The sequence below is a fragment of the Streptomyces sp. NPDC050085 genome (assembly GCF_044460595.1).
Lineage (GTDB): Bacteria > Actinomycetota > Actinomycetes > Streptomycetales > Streptomycetaceae > Streptomyces.
In genome coordinates, this window is the sequence record NZ_JBITJZ010000011.1 from 187,078 (window position 1) to 207,718 (window position 20,641).

The following is a 20,641-nucleotide window of genomic DNA, read 5'->3' on the forward strand; positions in this document are numbered from 1 at the left end:
TGACTGTCCTTCCGGGACGAAGGCACGTACGCGTGGACGTACGTGCGGTGCTGGTCACGGAAGACAGACCGGGCCGGGGCCGGAAAGGAATCGCGGCGGCCCGGCCGGACGGCGGCCGAGGAAGGCGACGAGCCGGTCGCCCGGGCACGCGCCCGGGGCCACGTCGACCGGCTCGGCGAACCCCGTGCCGCGCTCGACGGACGTCACGAACCGCCGTGCCAGCGGCAGCAGTTCGGCCGCGAGGGCGGGCGGCACGGGCCGCCGGACGCCGCGGGCCTCGGCGACGTCCCAGCCGTGCACGGCGATCTCCACGGCGCCGACGGCGGCCACCACCCCGGCGGGCAGGCCCCGGTCCGCCACGAGGACGGGCTCGGCGTCCCGCACCGCCGTGCCCAGCAGGTCCCGGGCGCGCTCCCGGAAGCCCGCTCCCGGGTCCGCGCCGAGCAGCGTTCGCGGCCCGGCCCCGAGCCCTACACAGCCGCCCCCGAGGCCCTCCCGCAACGCGTCCAGGGAGTCGTCGAGGTGCCCGATGAGCGCGCCGAGGTCCCACTGCGCACACGGAGTGGGCCGTGCCAGCTGGCAGGGGGTGACCCCGGCCAGGCTGCCGAGGGCGTAGGCGAGGGCCCGCTCCAGGAGCTCGTCGGCGTTCACGGCAGCACCGGCGGCAGCCCGCAGCGCTCGACGAGCCCCTCACCGAGGAAGGCGGTGATCCGGGTGAGCCGCGTCCCGTCGGGCCCCGGCGTGAGCACCTGAACGGAGTGCGGCCGGCAGATGCCGTCCGCCCCTCGCTCGTAGGCGCCCACGGCCGGCTGCCCGTTGGCCCGCGTGGCGAGCATCCGGATCCGGGCGTCGCCGAACGGGTCGAGCACCCTGGCCCCCAGGAAGGCGAGCACGTCCTTCTTGCCGCTGAACCAGGCGGCGTAGGGCGGCATCTCCAACTCGATGCCGTCGTACAGGAGTTGGGCGAGTCCGTCGGCGTCACCGCGCTCGAAGGCCGCCATGTAGCGGTCGAGGAGGGCCCGTTCGTCCACGGCGGCGGGCTCGGACAGCAGCTCCTCGGCGGGCGCCACCTCGTCGAGCCGCGCCCTGGCCCGCTGCAGGGTGCTCTTGACCGCGGCCGTACTCGTCCCGAGCGCCGCGGCGACCTCGGACGCCCGCCAGGCCAGGACCTCGCGCAGGATCAGCACCGCCCGCTGCCGGGCGGGCAGCTCCTGCAGGGCGGCCACGAGGGCGAGCCGCAGGCTGCCGCGCGCGACGACCAGCGACGCCGGGTCGACCAGGGCGTCCGGCAGCGGCTGCAGCCACGGCACGTCGTCCGACGCCCTCCCCAGCGGCTCCTCGGGGACGTCCGACGGCGCGCCGATCCCGGACGGCAGCGGACGCCGCCCCCGCGTCTCGATGGCCGTCAGACAGGTCCTGGTGGCGATCCGGTACAGCCAGGTCCGCACGCTGGCCCGGCCCTCGAAGCCGTCGTACGCGCGCCAGGCCCGCAGGTACGTCTCCTGCACCAGGTCCTCGGCGTCGTCCACGGAACCGAGCATCCGGTAGCAGTGCGCCAGCAGCTCCCGCCGCAGCGGCTCCGCCACCTTCTCGAACTCCTCGCGGTCCGCCATGCCGGCCGCCCCCTTCCGTCGCCCATCCCCTCTACTGACCTGCCGACGGGCGAAAAGGAATCGGCCGGCCCCGGATTTCTCCGGAACCGGCCGACGTACGAGCCGCGGGTGAGACCTACAGGTCGACTTCCTTCATCAGCATGCCGACCTCGGTGTTCGACAGACGCCGCAGCCAGCCCGACTTCTGGTCGCCGAGCGTGATCGGCCCGAAGGCCACCCGGACCAGCTTGTCGACGGGGAACCCGGCCTCGGCCAGCATCCGCCGCACGATGTGCTTGCGGCCCTCGTGCAGGGTCACCTCGACCAGGTAGTTCTTGCCGGTCTGCTCGACGACGCGGAAGTGGTCCGCCTTCGCGTACCCGTCCTCGAGCTGGATGCCGTCCTTGAGCTGCTTGCCCAGGTCACGCGGGATCGGGCCCACGATGTGCGCGAGGTAGACCTTCTTCACGCCGTACTTGGGGTGGGTCAGACGGTGGGCCAGCTCGCCGTGGTTGGTGAGCAGGATGACGCCCTCGGTCTCGGTGTCGAGCCGCCCGACGTGGAACAGCCGCGTCTCACGGTTGTTCGTGTAGTCCCCGAGGCACTGCCGTCCTTCGTTGTCCTCCATGGTGGAGACGACGCCGGCCGGCTTGTTCAGGACGAAGAACTGGTACGACTGCGTGGCCACGGTCAGCCCGTCGACCTTGATCACGTCCTTCTCGGTGTCGACGCGCAGACCCTGCTCGAGCACGATCTCGCCATTGACCTCGACGCGGGCCTGGTCGACCAGCTCCTCACAAGCGCGCCGCGAGCCGTAACCGGCACGGGCGAGCACCTTCTGCAGCCGCTCGCCCTCCTGCTCGGCGCCGGGGAAGGTCTTGGGGAGGTTCACCTTCGGCTTGCCCGCGTACCGCTCGCGGTTGCGCTCCTCGGCCCGCGCCTCGTACTCGCGCGACGTCGCCGGGACCCAGCGCCCACGCCCGGTCGAGGACTGCTGCTGACCCCGCTTGGGGCCGCCCTTGGCGCCGCCGCGCGCCGAGGCGCCGCGGCCCGACTTCGGGCCGTCCTGCGTGCCGCCGGGGCCCACGTCGTAGCGCCGCTCCTCGGGACGCGGCTTCTTCGGACGGCCGCTGCCCGGCTTGTCGTCACGCCGGTCGTCACGCCTGTCATCGCGGTTGTTGCCGGCGCCGCGGTAGTTACCGCGGCCGCCGCCACTCCCGCCGCGGCCGCCGCTGTTGCCACCACGGCTCCCGCCGTTGTTTCCGCTGCTGTTCCTGCCGCTGCTGCTTCGCATCAAATTTCCGTTAGTCGGCTGTCTACTCGGTGGAGTCGGAACCCGGCGCATCGGGTGCGTCCGGGTCGAACGACGGAACCCCTTCCAGGGTCTCGGCCTCGATCGCGTCCGCCTCGGGGAGGAAGGGCGCGAGCTCCGGCAGCTCGTCCAGGCCGCGCAGGCCCATCCGCTCCAGAAAGTAGTTCGTCGTCCTGTACAGGATCGCACCTGTTTCGGGTTCCGCGCCCGCCTCCTCCACCAGACCCCGCTGCAACAGGGTCCGCATGACCCCGTCACAGTTGACTCCGCGCACGGCGGAGACCCGGGAACGGCTGACCGGCTGGCGGTACGCGACCACGGCCAGAGTCTCCAGAGCGGCCTGCGTCAACCGGGCGACCTGCCCGTCGAGCACGAAGCCGTCGACCGCCGCGGCGTACTCGGGCCGGGTGTAGAACCGCCACCCGCCCGCGACCAGCCGCAGCTCGAAACCGCGCCCCTGCACCGTGTACTCGTCGGCCAGCGCCCGCAGCGCATCGGCGACGGCCCGCTTCGGGCGCTGCAGGATCTTGGCCAGGTGCTCCTCGGTGGCGGGCTCGTCGACGACCATCAGCACGGCTTCGAGGGCGGGCCTGAGCTCAAGCGCCGCGACTTCGCTCTCGGCCCCGGTCTCCACACTCATCCCGCACGCTCCTTGTCGCTGACGTCGTCGGTGTCGTCGGTGTCGTCGGTCACGGGCTCGGGAGCCCGGTCGAACTCATCGGTCACCACGGGCTCCGGGCCGCCCTCGTCCCCGGTCCAGCGCACCCGCAGCTCCCCGAGGGCGGTCTCCTGGTCGAGGGCGACGGCCTTCTCCCGGTACAGCTCGAGCAGCGCCAGGAACCGGGCCACGACGGTGAGGGTGTCGTCGGTGTCCGCCACCAGGTCCCGGAAACTGGCCTCGCCCACCTCGCGCAGCCTGGCCACGACGAGCCCGGCCTGCTCCTGGACGCTCACCAGCGGGGCGTGGATGTGATCGACGTACACCTGCGGCTTGGGCCTGGGCTGCATCGCCTTCACGGCGAGCTTGGCGAACCCCTCGGCCCCGATGCTGATGACGACGTCGGGCAGCAGCTCGGCATGGTGCGGCTCGAGCCCGACGGTCCTCGGCCGGCGCCGCGCCTCGTCCTCCATCCGCCGGCTGAAGATGTCGGCGATCTGCTTGTACGCGCGGTACTGCAGCAGCCGCGCGAACAGCAGGTCCCGCGCTTCGAGGAGCGCCAGATCGCCCTCGTCCTCCACCTCGGCGGCGGGCAGCAGCCGCGCGGCCTTCAGATCGAGCAGGGTCGCGGCGACGACGAGGAACTCGGTCGTCTGGTCCAGGTCCCAGTCGGGCCCCATGGCGCGGATGTGCGCCATGAACTCATCGGTGACCTTCGACAGCGCGACCTCGGTGACGTCGAGCTTGTGCTTCGAGATCAGCTGCAGCAGCAGGTCGAAGGGCCCCTCGAAGTTCGCGAGCCGCACCTTGAAGCGACCGTCGTCGACTTCCTCGGGCGCCGGGTCGGCCGCCTCGGGCGCGGGGTCGCCGTCACCGTCAGGCGCCACGACCGACTCGGCAGCGCTCTGCGACTCCGCGGGGCTCTCCGGCTCGTCCGGCGAGGACAACGCCCCACGCCCCAGCGCACGCCGACGCGCACCCCGGTCAGGCGTGAGGGAGGCGGAATCGTTCACAGGCACAATGCCGGAGGCTACCGCCCGCGCAGCCTGCGTACGAGAATGCTCGCGTCGCCGCGCGACTCCAGGTCGGCGAGGACCACGGCGACGGCCTCGCGCACGATGCGGCCCCGGTCGACGGCGAGCCCGTGCTCCCCGCGCAGCACCAGACGCGCGTGCTCGAGGTCCATCAGCTCCTCGGCGGAGACGTACACGGTGATCTTCTCGTCGTGCCGCTCACGGCCGCTGGGCCGGCGATTGGCCGCACGGGACCGACGCCGCGCCGCGGCCGTGCCACGACCGTTGCCAGAACCTTCCTGCGCGCCGTTCGAAGAGCGCTTGCCGGTCTCCGCCCCGGCGCCGCGACTGCGCGAGCCGGCGTCCGACTCGGCCTCGGAAGCGGTGTGTTCACCAGAGGCGGCGGACCCGGAGTCCGCGTCACCGTCCTCGGCGGCGGGCGCCGCGGCGGCCGCCTCGTCGCTCTCCCCGGCAGGGCCCGGTACCCGCGCCTCGCCGTTCGCCGGGCGCCTCGGCGAGGACGCCTGCAGTGCCATTCCCCCGGTCGTACGGAACAGTTCGTCGGCCCCCGGCAGACTCACTCGGCGTGACACCGGGCGAGCACCTCCCTGGCGAGCTGGCGATAGGCGGCGGCACCGACGGAGTTCGAGGCGTACGTGGTGATCGGCTCACCGGCGACGGTGGTCTCCGGGAAGCGCACGGTCCGGCCGATCACGGTGTGGTAGACGTGATCGTCGAACGCCTCGACCACCCGGGCGAGCACCTCGCGGCTGTGCACCGTGCGCGAGTCGTACATCGTCGCGAGGATGCCGTCGAGCTCCAGGTCGGGGTTGAGCCGCTCCTGGACCTTCTCGATGGTCTCGGTCAGCAGGGCGACACCGCGCAGCGCGAAGAACTCGCACTCCAGCGGGACGATGACCTTGTGAGCGGCCGTCAGCGCGTTCACGGTCAGCAGGCCGAGCGAGGGCTGGCAGTCGATCACGATGTAGTCGTAGTCGGCCATCAGCGGCTTCAACGCCCGCTGCAGCGTGGACTCTCGGGCCACCTCGCTCACCAACTGCACTTCGGCAGCCGACAAGTCGATGTTGCTGGGGAGCAGGTCCATGTTCGGGACGGCGGTCTTCAGCAGGACCTCGTCCGCGGACATCCCCCGCTCCATGAGCAGGTTGTAGACCGTCAGGTCGAGTTCCATCGGGTTCACGCCGAGCCCGACCGACAGGGCACCCTGCGGGTCGAAGTCGACGAGCAGGACCCGGCGGCCGTATTCGGCAAGTGCGGCGCCCAGGTTGATGGTCGACGTCGTCTTGCCCACGCCGCCCTTCTGGTTGCACATCGCGATGATCTTCGCGGGGCCGTGGTCGGTCAGCGGTCCTGGAATCGGGAAGTACGGCAGCGGACGCCCGGTGGGGCCGACGCGCTCACGGCGCTGGCGTGCAGCGTCCGGGGCGAGCGTGGCCGCGTATTCGGGGTCGGGCTCGTATTCGGCGTCGGGGTCGTAGAAGTGCCCCTCGGGGGACAGTTCGTCGTAGTCGGCGAAGTGGCTTCGTGTGTCGCCGCTTCGGTCGCCGGCCATGGCGTTCACGTGATGGCCATCCATGCTCTGGTGTGCTGTCTGCGTCGGCGTCTGCTGGGGGCTGCCCGGGTAACTGCTCTGCTGGGCCGCGAAGGTACGCACAGCGACGGAGCCGACAGCCTGAAGCCCCGCGGGAACCTGTCCGCCTGGCTGGCCACCTCCGGGAGTAAATGTCGACTCATTCACAAGTCGTCTTACCTCCTTGGATGTGACCAGGAACATTTATCGATAGGTCAGCGTGGCACCATGCCGACGGTTGGCGACTCTATGGCGTGTCACCACTCCGCAGCAACACAATCCGCCGGACCCGGCACGATGTGTCGGCACTTCAGCGACAACCGAACACCCTCATGTCAAGGGCGTGCGACGGTTCTTCGGTGTGTTTCACGGCTGCGCGAATCGGTTAAAGGGTTACGTTCAAGGCGAGTTGAGCATGTCCGTACCCATGCCGCTTCCCTACACGTACGGCCGGACCCCTCACAAGGTCCGGCCGTTGGCGTGAGATTGACGACTCTCGTTGACGAGGTCGGTCGGAAAGTCAGCCGAGCAGGGTCTCGAGCTCCAGGTGCTCGAGGCCGTGCGCCTCGGCGACCTCCTTGTAAACGACCTTGCCGTCATGGGTGTTGAGGCCCAGGGCGAGCGCGGGGTCACGGCGCAGCGCCTCGACCCAGCCGCGGTTGGCCAGCTCCACGATGTACGGCAGCGTCGCGTTCGTCAGCGCGTACGTCGACGTGTTGGGCACGGCGCCCGGCATGTTGGCGACGCAGTAGAAGACCGAGTTGTGGACCGGGAAGGTCGGCTCGGCGTGCGTCGTCGGGTGCGAGTCCTCGAAGCAGCCGCCCTGGTCGATCGCGATGTCGACAAGGACACTTCCCGGCTTCATCCGCGAGACGAGCTCGTTGGTGACGAGCTTGGGGGCCTTGGCGCCCGGGATGAGGACGGCACCGACGACGAGGTCGGCGTCGAGGCAGGCCTTCTCGAGCTCGAAGGCGTTGGAGACGACGGTCTGGATCTTCGTGCCGAAGATCTTGTCGGCTTCCTTGAGCTTGTTGATGTCCTTGTCGAGCAGGGTCACGTGGAAGCCCATGCCGATGGCGATCTGCGCGGCGTTCCAGCCGGAGACACCGCCGCCGATGACGACGGCCTTGCCGGCGGCGACACCGGGGACACCGCCGGGCAGCACGCCGCGGCCGCCGTTGGCGGCCATCAGGTGGTAGGCGCCGACCTGCGGGGCGAGGCGGCCCGCGACCTCGGACATCGGGGCGAGCAGCGGCAGTTGACGGTTCGCGGTCTCGACCGTCTCGTACGCGATCGCGGTCGTGCCCGACTCCAGGAGCGCGTCGGTGCACTCCTTGGACGCGGCCAGGTGCAGGTACGTGAAGAGCGTCTGGTCCTTGCGGAGGCGGTGGTACTCCTCGGCGATCGGCTCCTTGACCTTCAGGAGCAGGTCGGCCGTGGCCCAGACCTCGTCGGCGGTGCCGAGGATCTGCGCGCCCGCCGAGACGTACTCGGCGTCCGTGATCGAGGAACCCACACCGGCGTCCCGCTCGATGAAGACCTGGTGGCCGTGGCGCACCAGCTCGTGCACACCGGCGGGGGTGATGGCCACCCGGAACTCGTTGTTCTTGACCTCGCGGGGGATGCCGACCTTCATCGTCGATCACGGTCCTTGGCTCAGGGGATATCTCGGGCAATGCACTGCATACCAGTGCGCCGAAGGACACACCGGGAGACACCACGGAAGTACGCGGCGGAGCCAGTCTAATGAAGGTTGTCGAGCTGTCTAGCCTTTCGATGCATCAATCTTTCGCGGATGCACTACGGATTTCGCAGGTGTTAGCGGCTCGTTCCGAAGGGTTTGCTTCCGCTGCCCCGTCTGCGGGGCCACCAGGCATCTCCTCCCCCAGCATGCGCTCGGCGGCACCCCGGTGCAGCTTGGCCGCGGCGGGGTCGCCGAGCCGCTCCAGCGTGTCCGCGAGCCGCAGCTGGAGCGCCGCCTGCAGGCGTACGTCCTTGGCCTGGCGCGCCCACTCGACGGCCTCCTGGCAGGTGTACAGCGACTCGTCGGGCCGCCCCGCGTACTCCTGCACCCGGGCCAGTTCGCTCAGGGCCCGCGCCTGGGCGGCCACGTCGCCCTCCTTGCGGTACCCGGCGACGGCCGAGCGCCAGCCGCGCAGCGCCTCGCCGTAGCGCCCCGCGTACGTGTGGACCGCGGCGATGCGTCCGTGCAGGCGCGCGGCGTCGGCCCGCTCGCTCCGGGTGAGGCGCTGGGCGAGGGCGCGGCCGTACCAGTCGGCGGCCCGCTGCCAGTCCCCCAGCTCCTGGTAGGCGCCGCCTACGGATTCCATCGCGCGGCCCGTCGCGTACGGGTCCTGCGCGACCCGCCCGGCGTCGAGCGCGGCCCGGTAGCGGGCGAGGGCCTCCTGCGTACGACCGGTCTGGGCATCCAGATCGGCGAGGTTGAGCAGCGCGGCCGCCTTCTCCCTCGGCAGGTTCCGCCGCTCGGCCACGTCGAGCACGAGCCGGTGGATCCCGTACAGCTCGGGAGCGGCGGCCTCGGTCCCCCGGTGCGCCACCATCGCCCGCACGAGAGCGGCCATGAGCCGCCGCGCCAGGGTGTCCAACTCCCCGTCCGCCACGGCCAGTCGGGCCGACGCGAGCAGCGCGGGCTGCCGTACGCGCAGCCACTCCGCGCCCGCTTCCGGGTCGGCGAACCGCAGGGCGCTGGGCAGCCCCGCGAGCTTCTTGCGGGCCGGGGAGCCGTCGGGCTCGGTGACGGCGCGGCAGGAGGTGAGCAGCCGCACGGTCCGCTCCAGCATCCGGGCGCGGGCCAGCTGCACCTCGGCGGGCCGGTCCAGGGTCTCGGTGAGTCCGCGCAGCAGCGGCACCAGGCAGCCGGGCACCTCGTACTGGGGCAGCTCCGAGTCGACGGCCCGGACGAGGCCGAGCGTCACGAAGTCGTCCAGGGTCGTGCGGGCGGCGGACACCGAGCAGCCGGCGAGCGCGGACGCGGTGTGCGGGTCGACGCAGCCCTCGGGGGCGAGCGACAGGTATCGCAGTATCCGGGCGGCGGGCCCGGGCAGGGACGCGTAGGAGTGCCGGAACACCCGGGCGAGGGCGGGCCCGTCGCCGTCGAGCGCGTGCAACTGCTTGGCCAGGTCGGCCACGGACTCCTTCGGGCGTACGGCGAGCCAGCCGCCGGCGATCTCCAGGGTGGCGGGCTCGGCGCCGCACAGCTCGACCAGGGACTCGGCGGAGCGCGGGTCGCAGGTGACCCGGACGGACCCGGTGTGCCGGGTCAGCAGTTCGAGCGCGGACTTGGTGTCGAGCCCGCCGAGCGTGCACGGCCGTACGTCGGGGATGCCGGTCAGCGGCCCTTCGGCGACGGCCACGACGAGGCAGTCCGGGGAGTCCGGGAGCAGCGGGTCGACCTGCTCGGCGTCACCGGCGTCGTCGAGGAGCAGCACGACGCGGCGCACGGAGAGCCCCTCGCGCAGCCGCTCCGTGAGGTCGTCGGCGCTCTCGCCGGGCGGCGCGGGCAGCTCCAGCGCGTTCAGCAGGTCACGGGCGACGCGCTCGGTCGGCACGGGGGTGCCGTCCGGGGCGGTCAGCCGGGTGCGCAACACGCCGTCCGGGTACGCGTCGGCGACCTGGCGCAGCAGTTCCTCGGCGAGGGCGGTGCGGCCGGTGCCGGGGCGTCCCGCGATCAGCAGGACCCGGGCGCGCGGCGCCTTCCGCCCCGACAGGGTGTCGAGTCCGGCCCGCTCGATGTCGGACCTGAGCTCCTTCAACTCCCGCCTGCGCCCCAGGAACTGAGGCTCCGTCACGTCTTGCCCGCGGCGGGTTCGACGCCGCTTGCGGGACGGATCCGAGGACGCCTCGACCGCCGTTACGCCGTCCGACTCGACCGCCTGCTCCGTCACGGGCCACGCTCCGTCCACCGATCCCCTCCGGGGGTCGGCAGGGGCGATTCCGAGCCTAGTTCAGGGGGTGAGCCTCTCCTTGGCGAGCGGCGCCGCCGAATCCCCCGATCGGATCAGCGGATGGTCGGACTGGCGCCGTGTCGACGGGTGCGGGTACGTCGATGGAGGCGAGCGGCGCAGCCGCAAGCCTTCAGGCGCGCGGGGAACTGCGCGACCAGCCACGACGAAAGCCGCACCCGCCAACCGAACCGGCACAGCTACGGCGACTAGGCCTCGAACGGCCTCGCGGGCCACTCCGCCTCCGCGGGACGCAGGGCCTCGACCCCGTCACCCGCCAGAGCCGCGCTCAGCGAAAGCACCCCCACCACAAGGCAGTTGTTGTGCAGCTCACCCCCGAGCACCCCCCGAACCAGCTCGGCCAGAGGCACCCGCGCGAACTCCATGTCCGCCTCCTCGTCCTCCACCTCGAACCGCTCCCCCTCCGCCTCGGAGAGATCACGGGCCAGGAAGATCCGTACGGCCTCGGAGCAGCCGCCCGGCGTCGTGTACACGTCGGTGAGGACGCGCCAGTCCTCGGCCTTGACGTGCGCCTCCTCGTACAGCTCGCGCTGCGCCGCGTGCAGCGGGTTCTCGCCGGGGACGTCGAGGAGTCCGGCCGGGATCTCCCACAGCTTCATGCCGACGGGGTGGCGGTACTGCTTCAGGATCAGCACCCGGCCCTGGTCGTCCAGGGCGAGCACGGCCACCGAGCCGGGGTGGACCTGGTAGTCGCGCCGGGCGACCGATCCGTCGGGCATGACCACGTCGTCCGTACGCACCGAGGTCTTGTTCCCGACGAACGGGGTCGCGGTCGCCCGGACCTCCCACTGCTCGGCGGTGTCCAGAATCGTCGTCATGCCGGAACGTCCTCCCACGTACGCACAAGAAAACCGGGGCACGTGCCTCAAAAGGCACGCACCCCGGTTACCGTACATCGCCTGTGTTACAGGCCCCTGAGAGCCCTTACTTGGCCTTCTTGGCCCCCGCGGCGGCGGCCACCTTGCGCTCGACGGCGGCCTTCACCAGACCGGCGAACAGCGGGTGCGGGCGCGTCGGGCGCGAGCGCAGCTCCGGGTGCGCCTGGGTGGCGACCAGGTAGGGGTGGATCTCGCGCGGGTACTCGACGTACTCGACGAGCTTGCCGTCCGGGGAGAGGCCGGAGAACTGCAGTCCGGCCTTCTTCTCGAGCTCGGCGCGGTAGGCGTTGTTCACCTCGTAGCGGTGGCGGTGGCGCTCCTCGACGTACTCCTTGCCGTCGTACACCTCGCGCACGATGGAGCCCTCGGCGAGCTTGGCCGGGTACATGCCGAGCCGCATGGTGCCGCCCATGTCGCCCTCACCGGCGACGATGTCGAGCTGCTCGGCCATGGTGGAGATGACCGGGTGGGCGGTGGCGGCGTCGAACTCGGTCGAGTTCGCGTCGGGGATGTCGGCCAGGTTCCGGGCCGCCTCGATCACGGTGCACTGCAGGCCGAGGCAGAGGCCGAGCAGCGGGATCTTGTTCTCGCGGGCGAACTGGATCGCGCCGACCTTGCCGGACACACCGCGGTCGCCGAAGCCGCCGGGGATGCAGATCGCGTCCACGTCACCGAGCTGCTTCTTGGCGCCGGCCGGGGTCTTGCAGTCGTCGGAGGTGACCCACTTGATCTTGACGCGGGCCTTGTTGGCGAAGCCGCCGGCGCGCAGCGCCTCGGTCACCGAGAGGTAGGCGTCGGGCAGGTCGATGTACTTGCCGACCAGGGCCATGACGATCTCGTGGTCGGGGTTGTGGACGCGGTCGAGCAGGTCGTCCCAGGTCGTCCAGTCCACGTCGCGGAACGGCAGGTCCAGCTTGCGGACGACGTACGCGTCCAGGCCCTCGCCGTGCACGGTCTTCGGGATGTCGTAGATCGAGCGGGCGTCGGGGCACGCGACCACGGCGTCCTCGTCGACGTCGCACATCAGCGAGATCTTGCGCTTGATGGCGGTCGGGACCTCGCGGTCGCAGCGCAGCACGATGGCGTCCGGCTGGATACCGATGTTGCGCAGGGCGGCCACGGAGTGCTGGGTGGGCTTGGTCTTCAGCTCGCCGGAGGGGCCGATGTAGGGCAGCAGCGAGATGTGGACCACGAACACGTTGTCCCGGCCGACCTCGTGGCGGACCTGGCGGACGGTCTCCAGGAACGGCAGCGACTCGATGTCGCCGACCGTGCCGCCGACCTCGGTGATGACGACGTCGACCTCGTCCGTCGCCATGCGGCGGATGCGGTGCTTGATCTCGTTCGTGATGTGCGGGATGACCTGGACGGTGTCGCCGAGGTATTCGCCGCGCCGCTCCTTGGCGATGACCTGCGAGTAGACCTGGCCTGTAGTGACGTTCGCACTGCCGTCCAAGTCACGGTCGAGGAAGCGCTCGTAGTGTCCGATGTCCAGGTCGGTCTCAGCGCCGTCGTTCGTGACGAACACCTCACCGTGCTGGAAGGGGTTCATCGTGCCCGGGTCGACGTTCAGGTACGGATCGAGCTTCTGCATGACGACCCGGAGGCCCCGCGCCTTGAGCAGCATGCCGAGGCTGGAGGCGGTCAGCCCCTTGCCGAGAGAGGAGGCGACACCCCCGGTGACGAAGATGTGCTTGGTCGTCGAAGATTTCGGCTGCATGGCCAAGAGGGGGCTCCCGTGGTCGCGGTCTGGGGTGCGTGCCGGCGATCCGTCCCGTTTTGCGGGAGGCGCCGTCGCTGCGGTTCGGGGGTTCTATGACCACCGGCTCACGGGCTACCAGGGTATCAGCGACGGGACGAGGCTGCTTCCGGCCACGCTCCGCGCATGCGCCGCCACAGGCGCACGACCTGGTCACCCGACGCTCACCCGTTCGGCCCAGACGCGTTGCCGCGAGCGGCACGCGGATCACTTGGGTGCGTCGTATCCTGCTCGGACACTCGGCTGGCGAGTCACGCAGGACAACGGCACCACAACGGCAACACCCCTGTCCGTTCCCGACCGTTCACCGGATCACGAAGCCCGATCGCCGGTGGCTGCGCCGGAACAACCGGCTCGTCAGTTCGTTTGACAACGACGTATCAGCATGACGAATCTCGACGATCCGTTGACTCCCCCATTGACCGTTGACTTGACCGTTGACCCCACTTGACCGTTGGCCCCCGTTCTTCCGGGGGCGCACGTGGCCGTTCGACTGGAGATGCACGTGGCCGGGCGCATCGAGGATTACGCACTCATCGGAGACATGCAGACCGCAGCCCTGGTCTGCCGGGACGGCACAGTCGACTGGCTGTGCCTGCCCCGCTTCGACTCGCACGCCATTTTCGCCGGGCTGCTCGGCACCGAGGACCACGGCTTCTGGCGCCTGGGCCCCGCGCACGCGGCGGACGCGCAGCCACCCAGCGCGACGCGGCGCACGTACCGCGGTGACTCGCTGATCCTCGACTCCGAGTGGGACACCCCGCGCGGCACGGTCCGGATCACGGACTACATGCCGCCGCGTGACGGTGCGCCCCAGCTGACCCGGGTCGTGGAGGGCATCAGCGGGCGGGTGCCGATGCGTTCGGCGCTGCGCATGCGGTTCTCGTACGGGCGGATCACCCCCTGGGTGCACAAGGCGGACGGACGTACGGTCGCGGTGGCCGGGCCCGACTCCGTGTGGCTGGACGCGGACACGGAGACGTACGGCAAGGACCTGACGACGTACGCCGACTTCACCGTGGCGCCCGGCGACAAGATCACCTTCACGATCACCTGGCAGCCCTCGCACCACGAGCCGCCGCCGCTGCCGGACCCGCAGGGTTCGCTGGAGGCGACCGAGGAGTTCTGGCGCGACTGGGTCGAGCAGTGCACGTACCACGGGCCCTACCGCGAGTCCGTGGTGCGCTCGCTGATCACGCTGAAGGCGCTGACGTACGCGCCGACCGGCGGCATCGTCGCCGCGCCCACCACCTCGCTGCCGGAGGAGATCGGCGGCGTACGGAACTGGGACTACCGGTACACGTGGCTGCGGGACGCGGCCATCACCCTGTCGTCGCTGCTGCGCACGGGCTACCGCGAGGAGGCCCGCGCCTGGCGCGAGTGGCTGCTGCGGGCCGTGGCGGGCGACCCGGAGAACCTGCAGATCATGTACGGGATCGCGGGCGAGCGGGAGTTGGGCGAGGCGGAGCTCGACTGGCTTCCCGGGTACGAGAATTCGGCGCCGGTCCGCGTCGGGAACGGGGCGGCGCACCAGCTGCAGCTCGACGTGTACGGCGAGGTCACCGAGGCCCTGCACCTCGCGCACATGACGGGCCTGACCCGCAACGACTACGCCTCGCTGCTCCAGTTGAAGCTCATCCGCTACCTCGAGGGGCACTGGGACGAGCCCGACGAGGGCATCTGGGAGGTGCGCGGGCCGCGGCGGCACTTCGTGCACTCGAAGGTGATGGCATGGGTGGCCGTCGACCGCACCATCAAGCTCATCGAGTCCGGTGACGCGGACGGTCCGCTGGAGAAGTGGCGCGATCTGCGCGACGACATCCACCGGGACGTCTGCGAGAAGGGCTACGACAAGGAGCGCAACACCTTCACGCAGTCGTACGGCAGCAAGGAGCTGGACGCCTCCCTGCTGTTGATCCCGCAGATGGGCTTCCTGCCGCCCGACGACAAGCGCGTCATCGGGACGATCGAGGCGATCCAGCGGGAGCTGTCGACGCCGGACGGGTTCATCCTGCGCTACCCGACCGACGGCGACAACGCGGGCGTCGACGGGCTCCCCGGTGACGAGGGGGCGTTCCTCGCCTGTTCGTTCTGGATGGCCGACGACCTCGCGATGATCGGCCGGGTCGACGAGGCCCGCAAGCTCTTCGAGAAGCTGCTCGACCTCCGCAACGACCTGGGGCTGCTCGCCGAGGAGTGGGACCCGCGCCTGAAGCGGCAGGTCGGCAACTTCCCGCAGGCCTTCAGCCACGTGCCGCTGATCGACACGGCACTGCGGCTGACGGCGAGCGGGGCGTACGGCGGTTAGCTCAGCGCCGGCTCCCGTGGTTCGGAGCGTTCGGCCGCATCCTCCAGGACGATGCGGCCGATCACCTCGTAGCGCTCCGGGCGGCGGGACTTGAGGTAGTACCCGAGGCCGAGGCCGCCGAAGAAGACGACTCCCACGATCCACGGGATCGCCTTGAAGAAGAGGGAACCGGCGGCCGTACCGGCCGCCGTGTCCATGTTCAGGACCAGGAGCACGACCACCACGATCATGCCGATGCCGCCGAGGAGCGGGGCCACCAGGGTCCTGAACCAGTGCCGGTCCTCCGGGTGGTGGTGGCGGAAGTAGCCGATCACGGCGAACGAGCACAGCGTCTGGACGATGAGGATCGCCATCGTGCCCAGGATCGCGAGCAGCGTGTACAGGTGGACGTACGGGTCCTGGCCGGTGAGCCAGAAGGCCGCCACGATGGCGACGGCGATCACCGACTGGACGAACGAGGCGATGTACGGGGAGCCGTGCACGCGGTGCGTGCGGCCGAGCGCCGGGTGGAGGAAGCCCTCGCGGCCGATCGCGTACAGGTAGCGGGACGCGCACTGGTGGAAGGCCATGCCGCAGGCGAACGACCCGGTGATCAGCAGCCATTGGAACGCGTCGACCGCCCACGCCCCGATGAAGGAGTGCGCCGGGTCGAAGAAGAGGTCGAGCGGGCTGGTGCCCGAGGAGACCTTGACGGAGCCCTCGAGGCCGTTGCCCGCGATCGTCATCCAGGAGACGTAGATGTAGAAGAGGCCGACGCCGACCACCGAGATCAGGGTGGCCTTCGGGATGACGCGCTTGGGGTCGCGGGACTCCTCGCCGTACATCGCCGTCGACTCGAAGCCGACCCAGGACCAGAACGCGAAGAAGAGGCCGAGGCCCGCCGACGTACCGGTGAAGGCGTTCTTGGGGTTGACCGGTTCGAGCGGGATGCCGTCGGGGCCGCCGCCGTGGACGAGGACCGCCGTCGCCACCGCGAAGAGGACCGCGATCTCGGCGATCAGCATCACGCCGAGCGCCTTCGCGGTGAGGTTGATGTCGAAGTAGGAGAGGGCCGCCGTGACCGCGAGCATCGCCGCCGCGTAGACGATCCACGGGACGTCCCGGCCGAGTTGGTCGTGGACCGTGGTCTTCGCGAAGTACGCGAAGACGCCGACGATCGACGCCTCGAACACGACGTACGCGAGGACGGCGAGCATCCCCGACGCCATGCCGGCGATGCGGCCGAGGCCGTGCGAGATGTAGCCGTAGAAGGCGCCGGCCGCCGTGATGCGCTTGGCCATGGCGACGTAGCCGACGGAGAACACCGTCAGGACGAGCGTGGCGAAGAGGTAGCCGGCGGGGGCTCCCGTGCCGTTGCCGAAGCCGACGGCGATGGGCAGGTTGCCGGTCATCGCGGTGATGGGGGCGGCCGTGGCGACGGCCATGAAGACCACCCCGACGAGCCCCACCGAGTTCGCCTTCAGGCGCTGGACCGGGGGTGCGCCGGGGGTCGTGCCGTGTGCGCCGTTCTCCACTGTCTCTGGCATTTCCGTCCCTCTCTGGGGGCAGCTGCTGCGAAATCCGTAGATCGATTGGGGGTACGCGTACGAATGCGTCAGTGTGGCGGGGAAGTGACGTACGCCACAACAGACAGCAGGTCGCGCAATTTCCGCCACGGGACGACGAGTTGTCGCGGAATCCGGCCGGGTGATCACTCCCGTAACGGACCGGAGATGTTCCCGGAACCCGCACGCAGGTACCGTCCGCTGCATGGACAGCACCTCCCCCGACTTCTCCTCCCCCGGCGGCATCACCGTGCAGCGCGCCCTGGAGCTTCCGGGGCTGCGCAGCGGGCTGCCGGAGGTGGTGGCCGGCGGGGAGCGGCTGCAGCGGACGGTGCGCTGGGTGCATGCGGGCGAGGTGCCCAACATCGCGTCGCTGCTCAAGGGTGGCGAGCTGCTGCTGACCACGGGGTTCGGCCTCGGGACGCGGCCCGCCGAGCAGCGCGCGTTCGTGCGCAAGCTGGCCGAGCGGGGCATCGCGGCGCTGGTGATCGAGCTGGGGCAGCGGTTCGCGCGGCTGCCCGCGGCGCTGGTGGAGACGGCGCGGGCGGCGGGTCTTCCGCTGGTGCAGCTGCACCGCGAGGTGCCGTTCGTGACGGTCACCGAGGAGATCCACACCGAGATCGTCAACGGGCACTACGCGCTGCTGCAGCGGGCCGAGGAAGTGCACCGCCGGTGCACGAACGCCCTGCTCGGTGGCGGTGGCGTGCCTCAAGTCCTGCGCATCCTGGCCGAGTTCAGCAACAACCCGGTGTTCCTGGAGACCGCCGACGGGCAGCTGCTGTACGCGGCCGGGGTCGACTCCGAGGTCGCCGACCCCCTGCAGGTGTGGGAGGGGATGCGCGGTACGCACCAGGACGAACCGCCGGGCGGGGCCGTGCTGGTGGACGTGCCGGGCGGTGGCCCCGGGGCCGGGTCCGTGCGGGCGCGGCTCGTGCTGCTCCCGGTGTCGGCGCCGCTCGCACCCGTGCACCGGATCGCGGCCGAGCGGGCCGCCGGGTCGCTCGCGGTGGTGCTGATGCAGGCCCGGCAGGAGGAGGAGCTGGCGGCACGCGGACGCGGCGACTTCCTCACCGATCTCGCCGAGGGCCGGATCACCCCCGAGGACGCCCCGGCGCAGGCCCGCGTCCTGGGCTTCAAGCCGACCGGCCAGGGCCCGCTGCTGCCCGTGGTGATGCGGCTGCCCGAGGCCTCGATGGGGCCTTCGCCGGGTGGCGGCTGGGCGGTCCTCGCGCGGGCCGTCTCCGAGGAGCTGGCCTCGGTCGGCGTGCCGGTCCTGCTGGGCGTCCGGCCCGTCGAGGGGCGGGTGCCGCTGCTGCTCGGCCTGCGCTCGGAGTCGGAGCGCACGGCGGTCGCGGAGCGGGTCGCGGCGGCACTGCGGGCCGGCGTGGAGCGGGCCGGGATGCAGCGGGCGGGCACCCAGGCGCCGGTCGTGGTGGTCGGCGGTGCGGGCGGCTGGGCGGCGGCGGCCGCGGGCCTGCGGCACGCGGCGGAGACGGCGACGGCGGCGCAGGGCCTGGACGACCGGCCCTGGTACGACGCGCGGCGCCTGGACATCGATCTGCTGCTGTGGCGGCTTCGGGACCATCCGGACCTCTCGGCGTTCGTGGAGCGCGCGATCGGTCCGCTGCGGGAGCACGACAAGAGGTCGAAGCCGCCGCTGCTGCCCACGCTGCAGACGTATCTGGCGCACGCGGGCCGCAAGGCGGAGACGGCGCGCGAGCTGCATCTGAACCGGCAGACCCTCTACAACCGCCTTGCGCGCATAGGGGAGTTGCTCGGCACGGACCTCGACGACCCGCAGACGGTGCTCGCGCTGAGCCTGGCGCTGCGGGCCCGCCGGCACGTGCCGTAGGGCCTGTCAGTACCGGGCTCTCAGAACCCGCCGGCCAACTCGTCGTAGACGCTGAGCACTTGGGTGATCGTGGCGTCCTCGGTCGGCCAGGACGCGGCCTGCGCGGCGCCCCGCTCCATGAGTTCGGCGCGGCGGTCTGCGTCGGACAGCAGCCGCTCGACGGCCCGGGCCAGCGCAGGGGCATCCCCGTAGGGCACCAACTCGGCGCCTTCTCCTACGAGTTCGGGGATGCCGCCGACATCGGTCGCCACCAGCGGGACCCGGGCGTGCAGCGCCTCCTGCGCGAGCAGCGAGCGGGACTCCCAGCTGCTGGGCAGCACCGCGAGGTCGGCGGCGCCGAGCAGTTCGGCGACGTCAGCGCGCCGGCCGAGCAGCCGCACGGGCAGCCCCTCGCTCTCGATGCGCCTTTGGAGTCCGGCCCGCTCGGGTCCCTCCCCCGCGATGACGAGCAGCGGGGCCGGGTCGAGGGCGAGCCATGCGTGGGCGGCGTCGAGCAGTACGTCGTAGCCGCGGTGCCGCTCCAGGCTGCCGACGGCCATCAGCAACGGCCGGTCCACGGCGCCGAGTTCGGCCCTGGTCTTGAGGCGGGCGCGCTCGGCGTCGTCCGCGCTGCCGGCGGGAGCGCGCGGCGGCGGGAAGGAGACCGCGGCGAGCCGCGCGTCGCGTGCGCCCCGCGCCCTGGCCCGGTCGACCAGGTCGGACGAGGTGCCGAGGACCACGGACGCGGCCCGGGCGACGCGCCGCTCCAGCATCCGCAGCAGATGGGCGCGGGCGCCTTCCGCGTAGGACCGGGTGTGCCAGGTGACGACGAGGGGGACGCTGCGGCCGCTGAGCGCGAGGGAGGCGCGCAGCGCGGCGTGCAGTCCGTGCGCGTGCACGAGGTCGGCGTCGGCGCAGGCCACGCGGAGCGCGGCGAGGGACGCGGGGTCGCTGCTGCGGGGCACCGCGAGGTGGTGGGCGCCGACGCCCCCGAACCCGTACGCGCGCTCGGCCTCGGACGGCGCGCACACCGTCACGCGCACCCCGCGGGCCACCAACCCGGCCGCGAGCGACCGGACATGGGCACTGCTGCCCGCACTGCCGCCGCCCAGCACCTGCACGGTGCGCAACGGCGACTGGCCGTGTGCCGAGTGGCTGCTCACGTGACTCACGCGGCGGGGCTCCTGGTCGATAGAGGACAGTCGGTGGCGGACAGTCGACAGAGGACTGAGGTCCGTAGGTATACGGAGGGTGCAGGTCTGGGGTACGTACATGCCGCCGGGGCCAAGGATGCCAGCCCGTACGGGCGTTCCGGCACCGGCCACGGTCCCGCACCGCACGGCCACGGGCAACACGGCGCACGGGATCACTCACACGGGTGAAGTGGGCTCACTTGCCGTGCCCTTGGCGAGCGCACTGACCCGGTCCCCGTACGCGGCCGCCGCGACGAGCCCCGCGGCGTGCGCCACCAGGCCCGCTCGCCCGTTGCCCGCGACGATCGCGACGCCGAGCGCGGCCCCGAGGGCGTGCGCCCCGGCGTCGCCGAGCATGCCGCGTTCGGCGAGGTCGTCCGGGAGCACGGCCGCGGCGGCGCCCATCGGCGCGGCGGCGAGCGGGCCGCGCACCAGTCCGGGCGCACCCAGGGCGAGGGCGAGTTGGGCGGCGCGCCCGGGGCGTACGTCCACGAGGTTGACGAGGTGCGCCGTGCCCGCGACGACGACGCCCGCGAGCACCTTGTCGGCCGAGCGTTCCTTGAGCAGGGCTCCGGCGACGAGCCCGGCCGCCGAGATGCCGAACAACTTGACGGCGCCGCTGGTGAGTTCGCCGTGCCGCAGCGCCCCGAGGTGCGCCCGGAAGCCGCGCCGCGGATCGCCCGCCCCGGCCACGTCGTCGTACGCGCCACAGGCTCCGGCCGCGAGCGTGGCGACGAGGGCGGCGGCGCGGGTGCCCGGCTGTGCGGCGAGGGCGCCCGCCGCGACGCCTGCCGCGACGGCGGGACCGGCACACAGGTCGACGGTGCGCCCCGCGTGGTTCGCCCGCTCCCACCGGCCCGCGCCGCCCGGCTTCGTACGGCGGAGGGCGGCGCACGCGGTGCGCGTGACGCCTGCGGCGAGGGCGGCGGAGCGGAGGGTGCGGCTGACGTCGATCATGCCGTCACCCTGGAACGGCCGG

The 20,641-nt window shown here is 71.7% G+C and carries 16 protein-coding genes; 2 read left to right on the forward strand and 14 right to left on the reverse strand.

What is annotated here, in order from left to right:
- Nucleotides 1-54: 54 nt before the first annotated feature.
- The 11 genes from ACIBUY_RS32615 to ACIBUY_RS32665 all read right to left on the reverse strand — a co-directional run bounded on the left by ACIBUY_RS32615 (nt 55) and on the right by ACIBUY_RS32665 (nt 12,747).
- Nucleotides 55-651 (reverse strand): TIGR03086 family metal-binding protein, encoded by a 597-nt coding sequence (locus tag ACIBUY_RS32615; protein WP_365567034.1) that lies wholly within the window; start codon nt 649-651, stop codon nt 55-57.
- A complete protein-coding gene (locus tag ACIBUY_RS32620) occupies nt 648-1,613 on the reverse strand; it encodes a sigma-70 family RNA polymerase sigma factor (RefSeq protein ID WP_399154525.1) in 966 nt (321 codons plus the stop codon). Before ACIBUY_RS32620 ends, ACIBUY_RS32615 begins: the two co-directional genes overlap by 4 nt.
- 115 nt (nt 1,614-1,728) lie before the next feature.
- Nucleotides 1,729-2,886 carry a pseudouridine synthase gene (locus ACIBUY_RS32625; RefSeq protein WP_399154526.1) on the reverse strand — a complete coding sequence of 386 codons (1,158 nt, stop codon included), beginning with the start codon at nt 2,884-2,886 and terminating at the stop codon, nt 1,729-1,731.
- A 22-nt stretch (nt 2,887-2,908) separates the two neighbouring features.
- Nucleotides 2,909-3,544 (reverse strand): SMC-Scp complex subunit ScpB, encoded by a 636-nt coding sequence (gene scpB / locus ACIBUY_RS32630; RefSeq protein ID WP_399154527.1) that lies wholly within the window; start codon nt 3,542-3,544, stop codon nt 2,909-2,911.
- A complete protein-coding gene (locus ACIBUY_RS32635; RefSeq protein WP_399154538.1) occupies nt 3,541-4,449 on the reverse strand; it encodes a segregation and condensation protein A in 909 nt (302 codons plus the stop codon). The genes scpB and ACIBUY_RS32635 overlap by 4 nt, the downstream gene beginning before the upstream one ends.
- A 143-nt stretch (nt 4,450-4,592) precedes the next feature.
- Nucleotides 4,593-5,168 (reverse strand): hypothetical protein, encoded by a 576-nt coding sequence (locus ACIBUY_RS32640; RefSeq protein WP_365567029.1) that lies wholly within the window; start codon nt 5,166-5,168, stop codon nt 4,593-4,595.
- On the reverse strand, nt 5,153-6,334 hold the full coding sequence (locus ACIBUY_RS32645; RefSeq protein WP_365567028.1) for a ParA family protein: 1,182 nt from the start codon (nt 6,332-6,334) through the stop codon (nt 5,153-5,155). Before ACIBUY_RS32645 ends, ACIBUY_RS32640 begins: the two co-directional genes overlap by 16 nt.
- A gap of 352 nt (nt 6,335-6,686) precedes the next feature.
- Nucleotides 6,687-7,802 (reverse strand): alanine dehydrogenase, encoded by a 1,116-nt coding sequence (gene ald / locus ACIBUY_RS32650; protein WP_365567027.1) that lies wholly within the window; start codon nt 7,800-7,802, stop codon nt 6,687-6,689.
- Nucleotides 7,803-7,947: 145 nt separating this feature from the next.
- Nucleotides 7,948-10,071, reverse strand: coding sequence for a tetratricopeptide repeat protein (locus tag ACIBUY_RS32655; protein ID WP_399154528.1), 2,124 nt, complete (start codon nt 10,069-10,071; stop codon nt 7,948-7,950).
- 266 nt (nt 10,072-10,337) lie between these two features.
- Entirely contained in the window at nt 10,338-10,967 is a 630-nt protein-coding gene (locus tag ACIBUY_RS32660) for an NUDIX hydrolase (RefSeq protein ID WP_365567025.1), read from the reverse strand.
- 106 nt (nt 10,968-11,073) lie between these two features.
- Nucleotides 11,074-12,747 carry a CTP synthase gene (locus ACIBUY_RS32665; RefSeq protein ID WP_365513908.1) on the reverse strand — a complete coding sequence of 558 codons (1,674 nt, stop codon included), beginning with the start codon at nt 12,745-12,747 and terminating at the stop codon, nt 11,074-11,076.
- A 544-nt stretch (nt 12,748-13,291) separates the two neighbouring features.
- Between ACIBUY_RS32665 and ACIBUY_RS32670 the strand changes: the two genes are divergently transcribed.
- Nucleotides 13,292-15,094, forward strand: coding sequence for a glycoside hydrolase family 15 protein (locus ACIBUY_RS32670; RefSeq protein ID WP_365567166.1), 1,803 nt, complete (start codon nt 13,292-13,294; stop codon nt 15,092-15,094).
- On the opposite strand, the gene ACIBUY_RS32675 is transcribed toward ACIBUY_RS32670, so the two are convergent.
- Nucleotides 15,091-16,620, reverse strand: a complete 1,530-nt coding sequence (locus tag ACIBUY_RS32675) for an APC family permease (RefSeq protein WP_365567024.1) — start codon at nt 16,618-16,620, stop codon at nt 15,091-15,093. The genes ACIBUY_RS32670 and ACIBUY_RS32675 overlap by 4 nt on opposite strands.
- Before the next feature lie 223 nt (nt 16,621-16,843).
- On the opposite strand from ACIBUY_RS32675, the gene ACIBUY_RS32680 reads away from it, so the two are divergent.
- Nucleotides 16,844-18,490: a PucR family transcriptional regulator gene (locus ACIBUY_RS32680; RefSeq protein ID WP_365567023.1), complete on the forward strand. Its 1,647-nt coding sequence runs from the start codon at nt 16,844-16,846 to the stop codon at nt 18,488-18,490.
- Nucleotides 18,491-18,510: 20 nt separating this feature from the next.
- Here ACIBUY_RS32680 and ACIBUY_RS32685 read toward each other — a convergent pair whose 3' ends face one another.
- Both ACIBUY_RS32685 and ACIBUY_RS32690 read right to left on the reverse strand, forming a co-directional pair.
- Nucleotides 18,511-19,641 (reverse strand): glycosyltransferase family 4 protein, encoded by a 1,131-nt coding sequence (locus ACIBUY_RS32685; RefSeq protein WP_365567022.1) that lies wholly within the window; start codon nt 19,639-19,641, stop codon nt 18,511-18,513.
- A 198-nt stretch (nt 19,642-19,839) separates the two neighbouring features.
- Nucleotides 19,840-20,619 (reverse strand): hypothetical protein, encoded by a 780-nt coding sequence (locus tag ACIBUY_RS32690; protein ID WP_365567021.1) that lies wholly within the window; start codon nt 20,617-20,619, stop codon nt 19,840-19,842.
- Nucleotides 20,620-20,641: the final 22 nt, after the last annotated feature.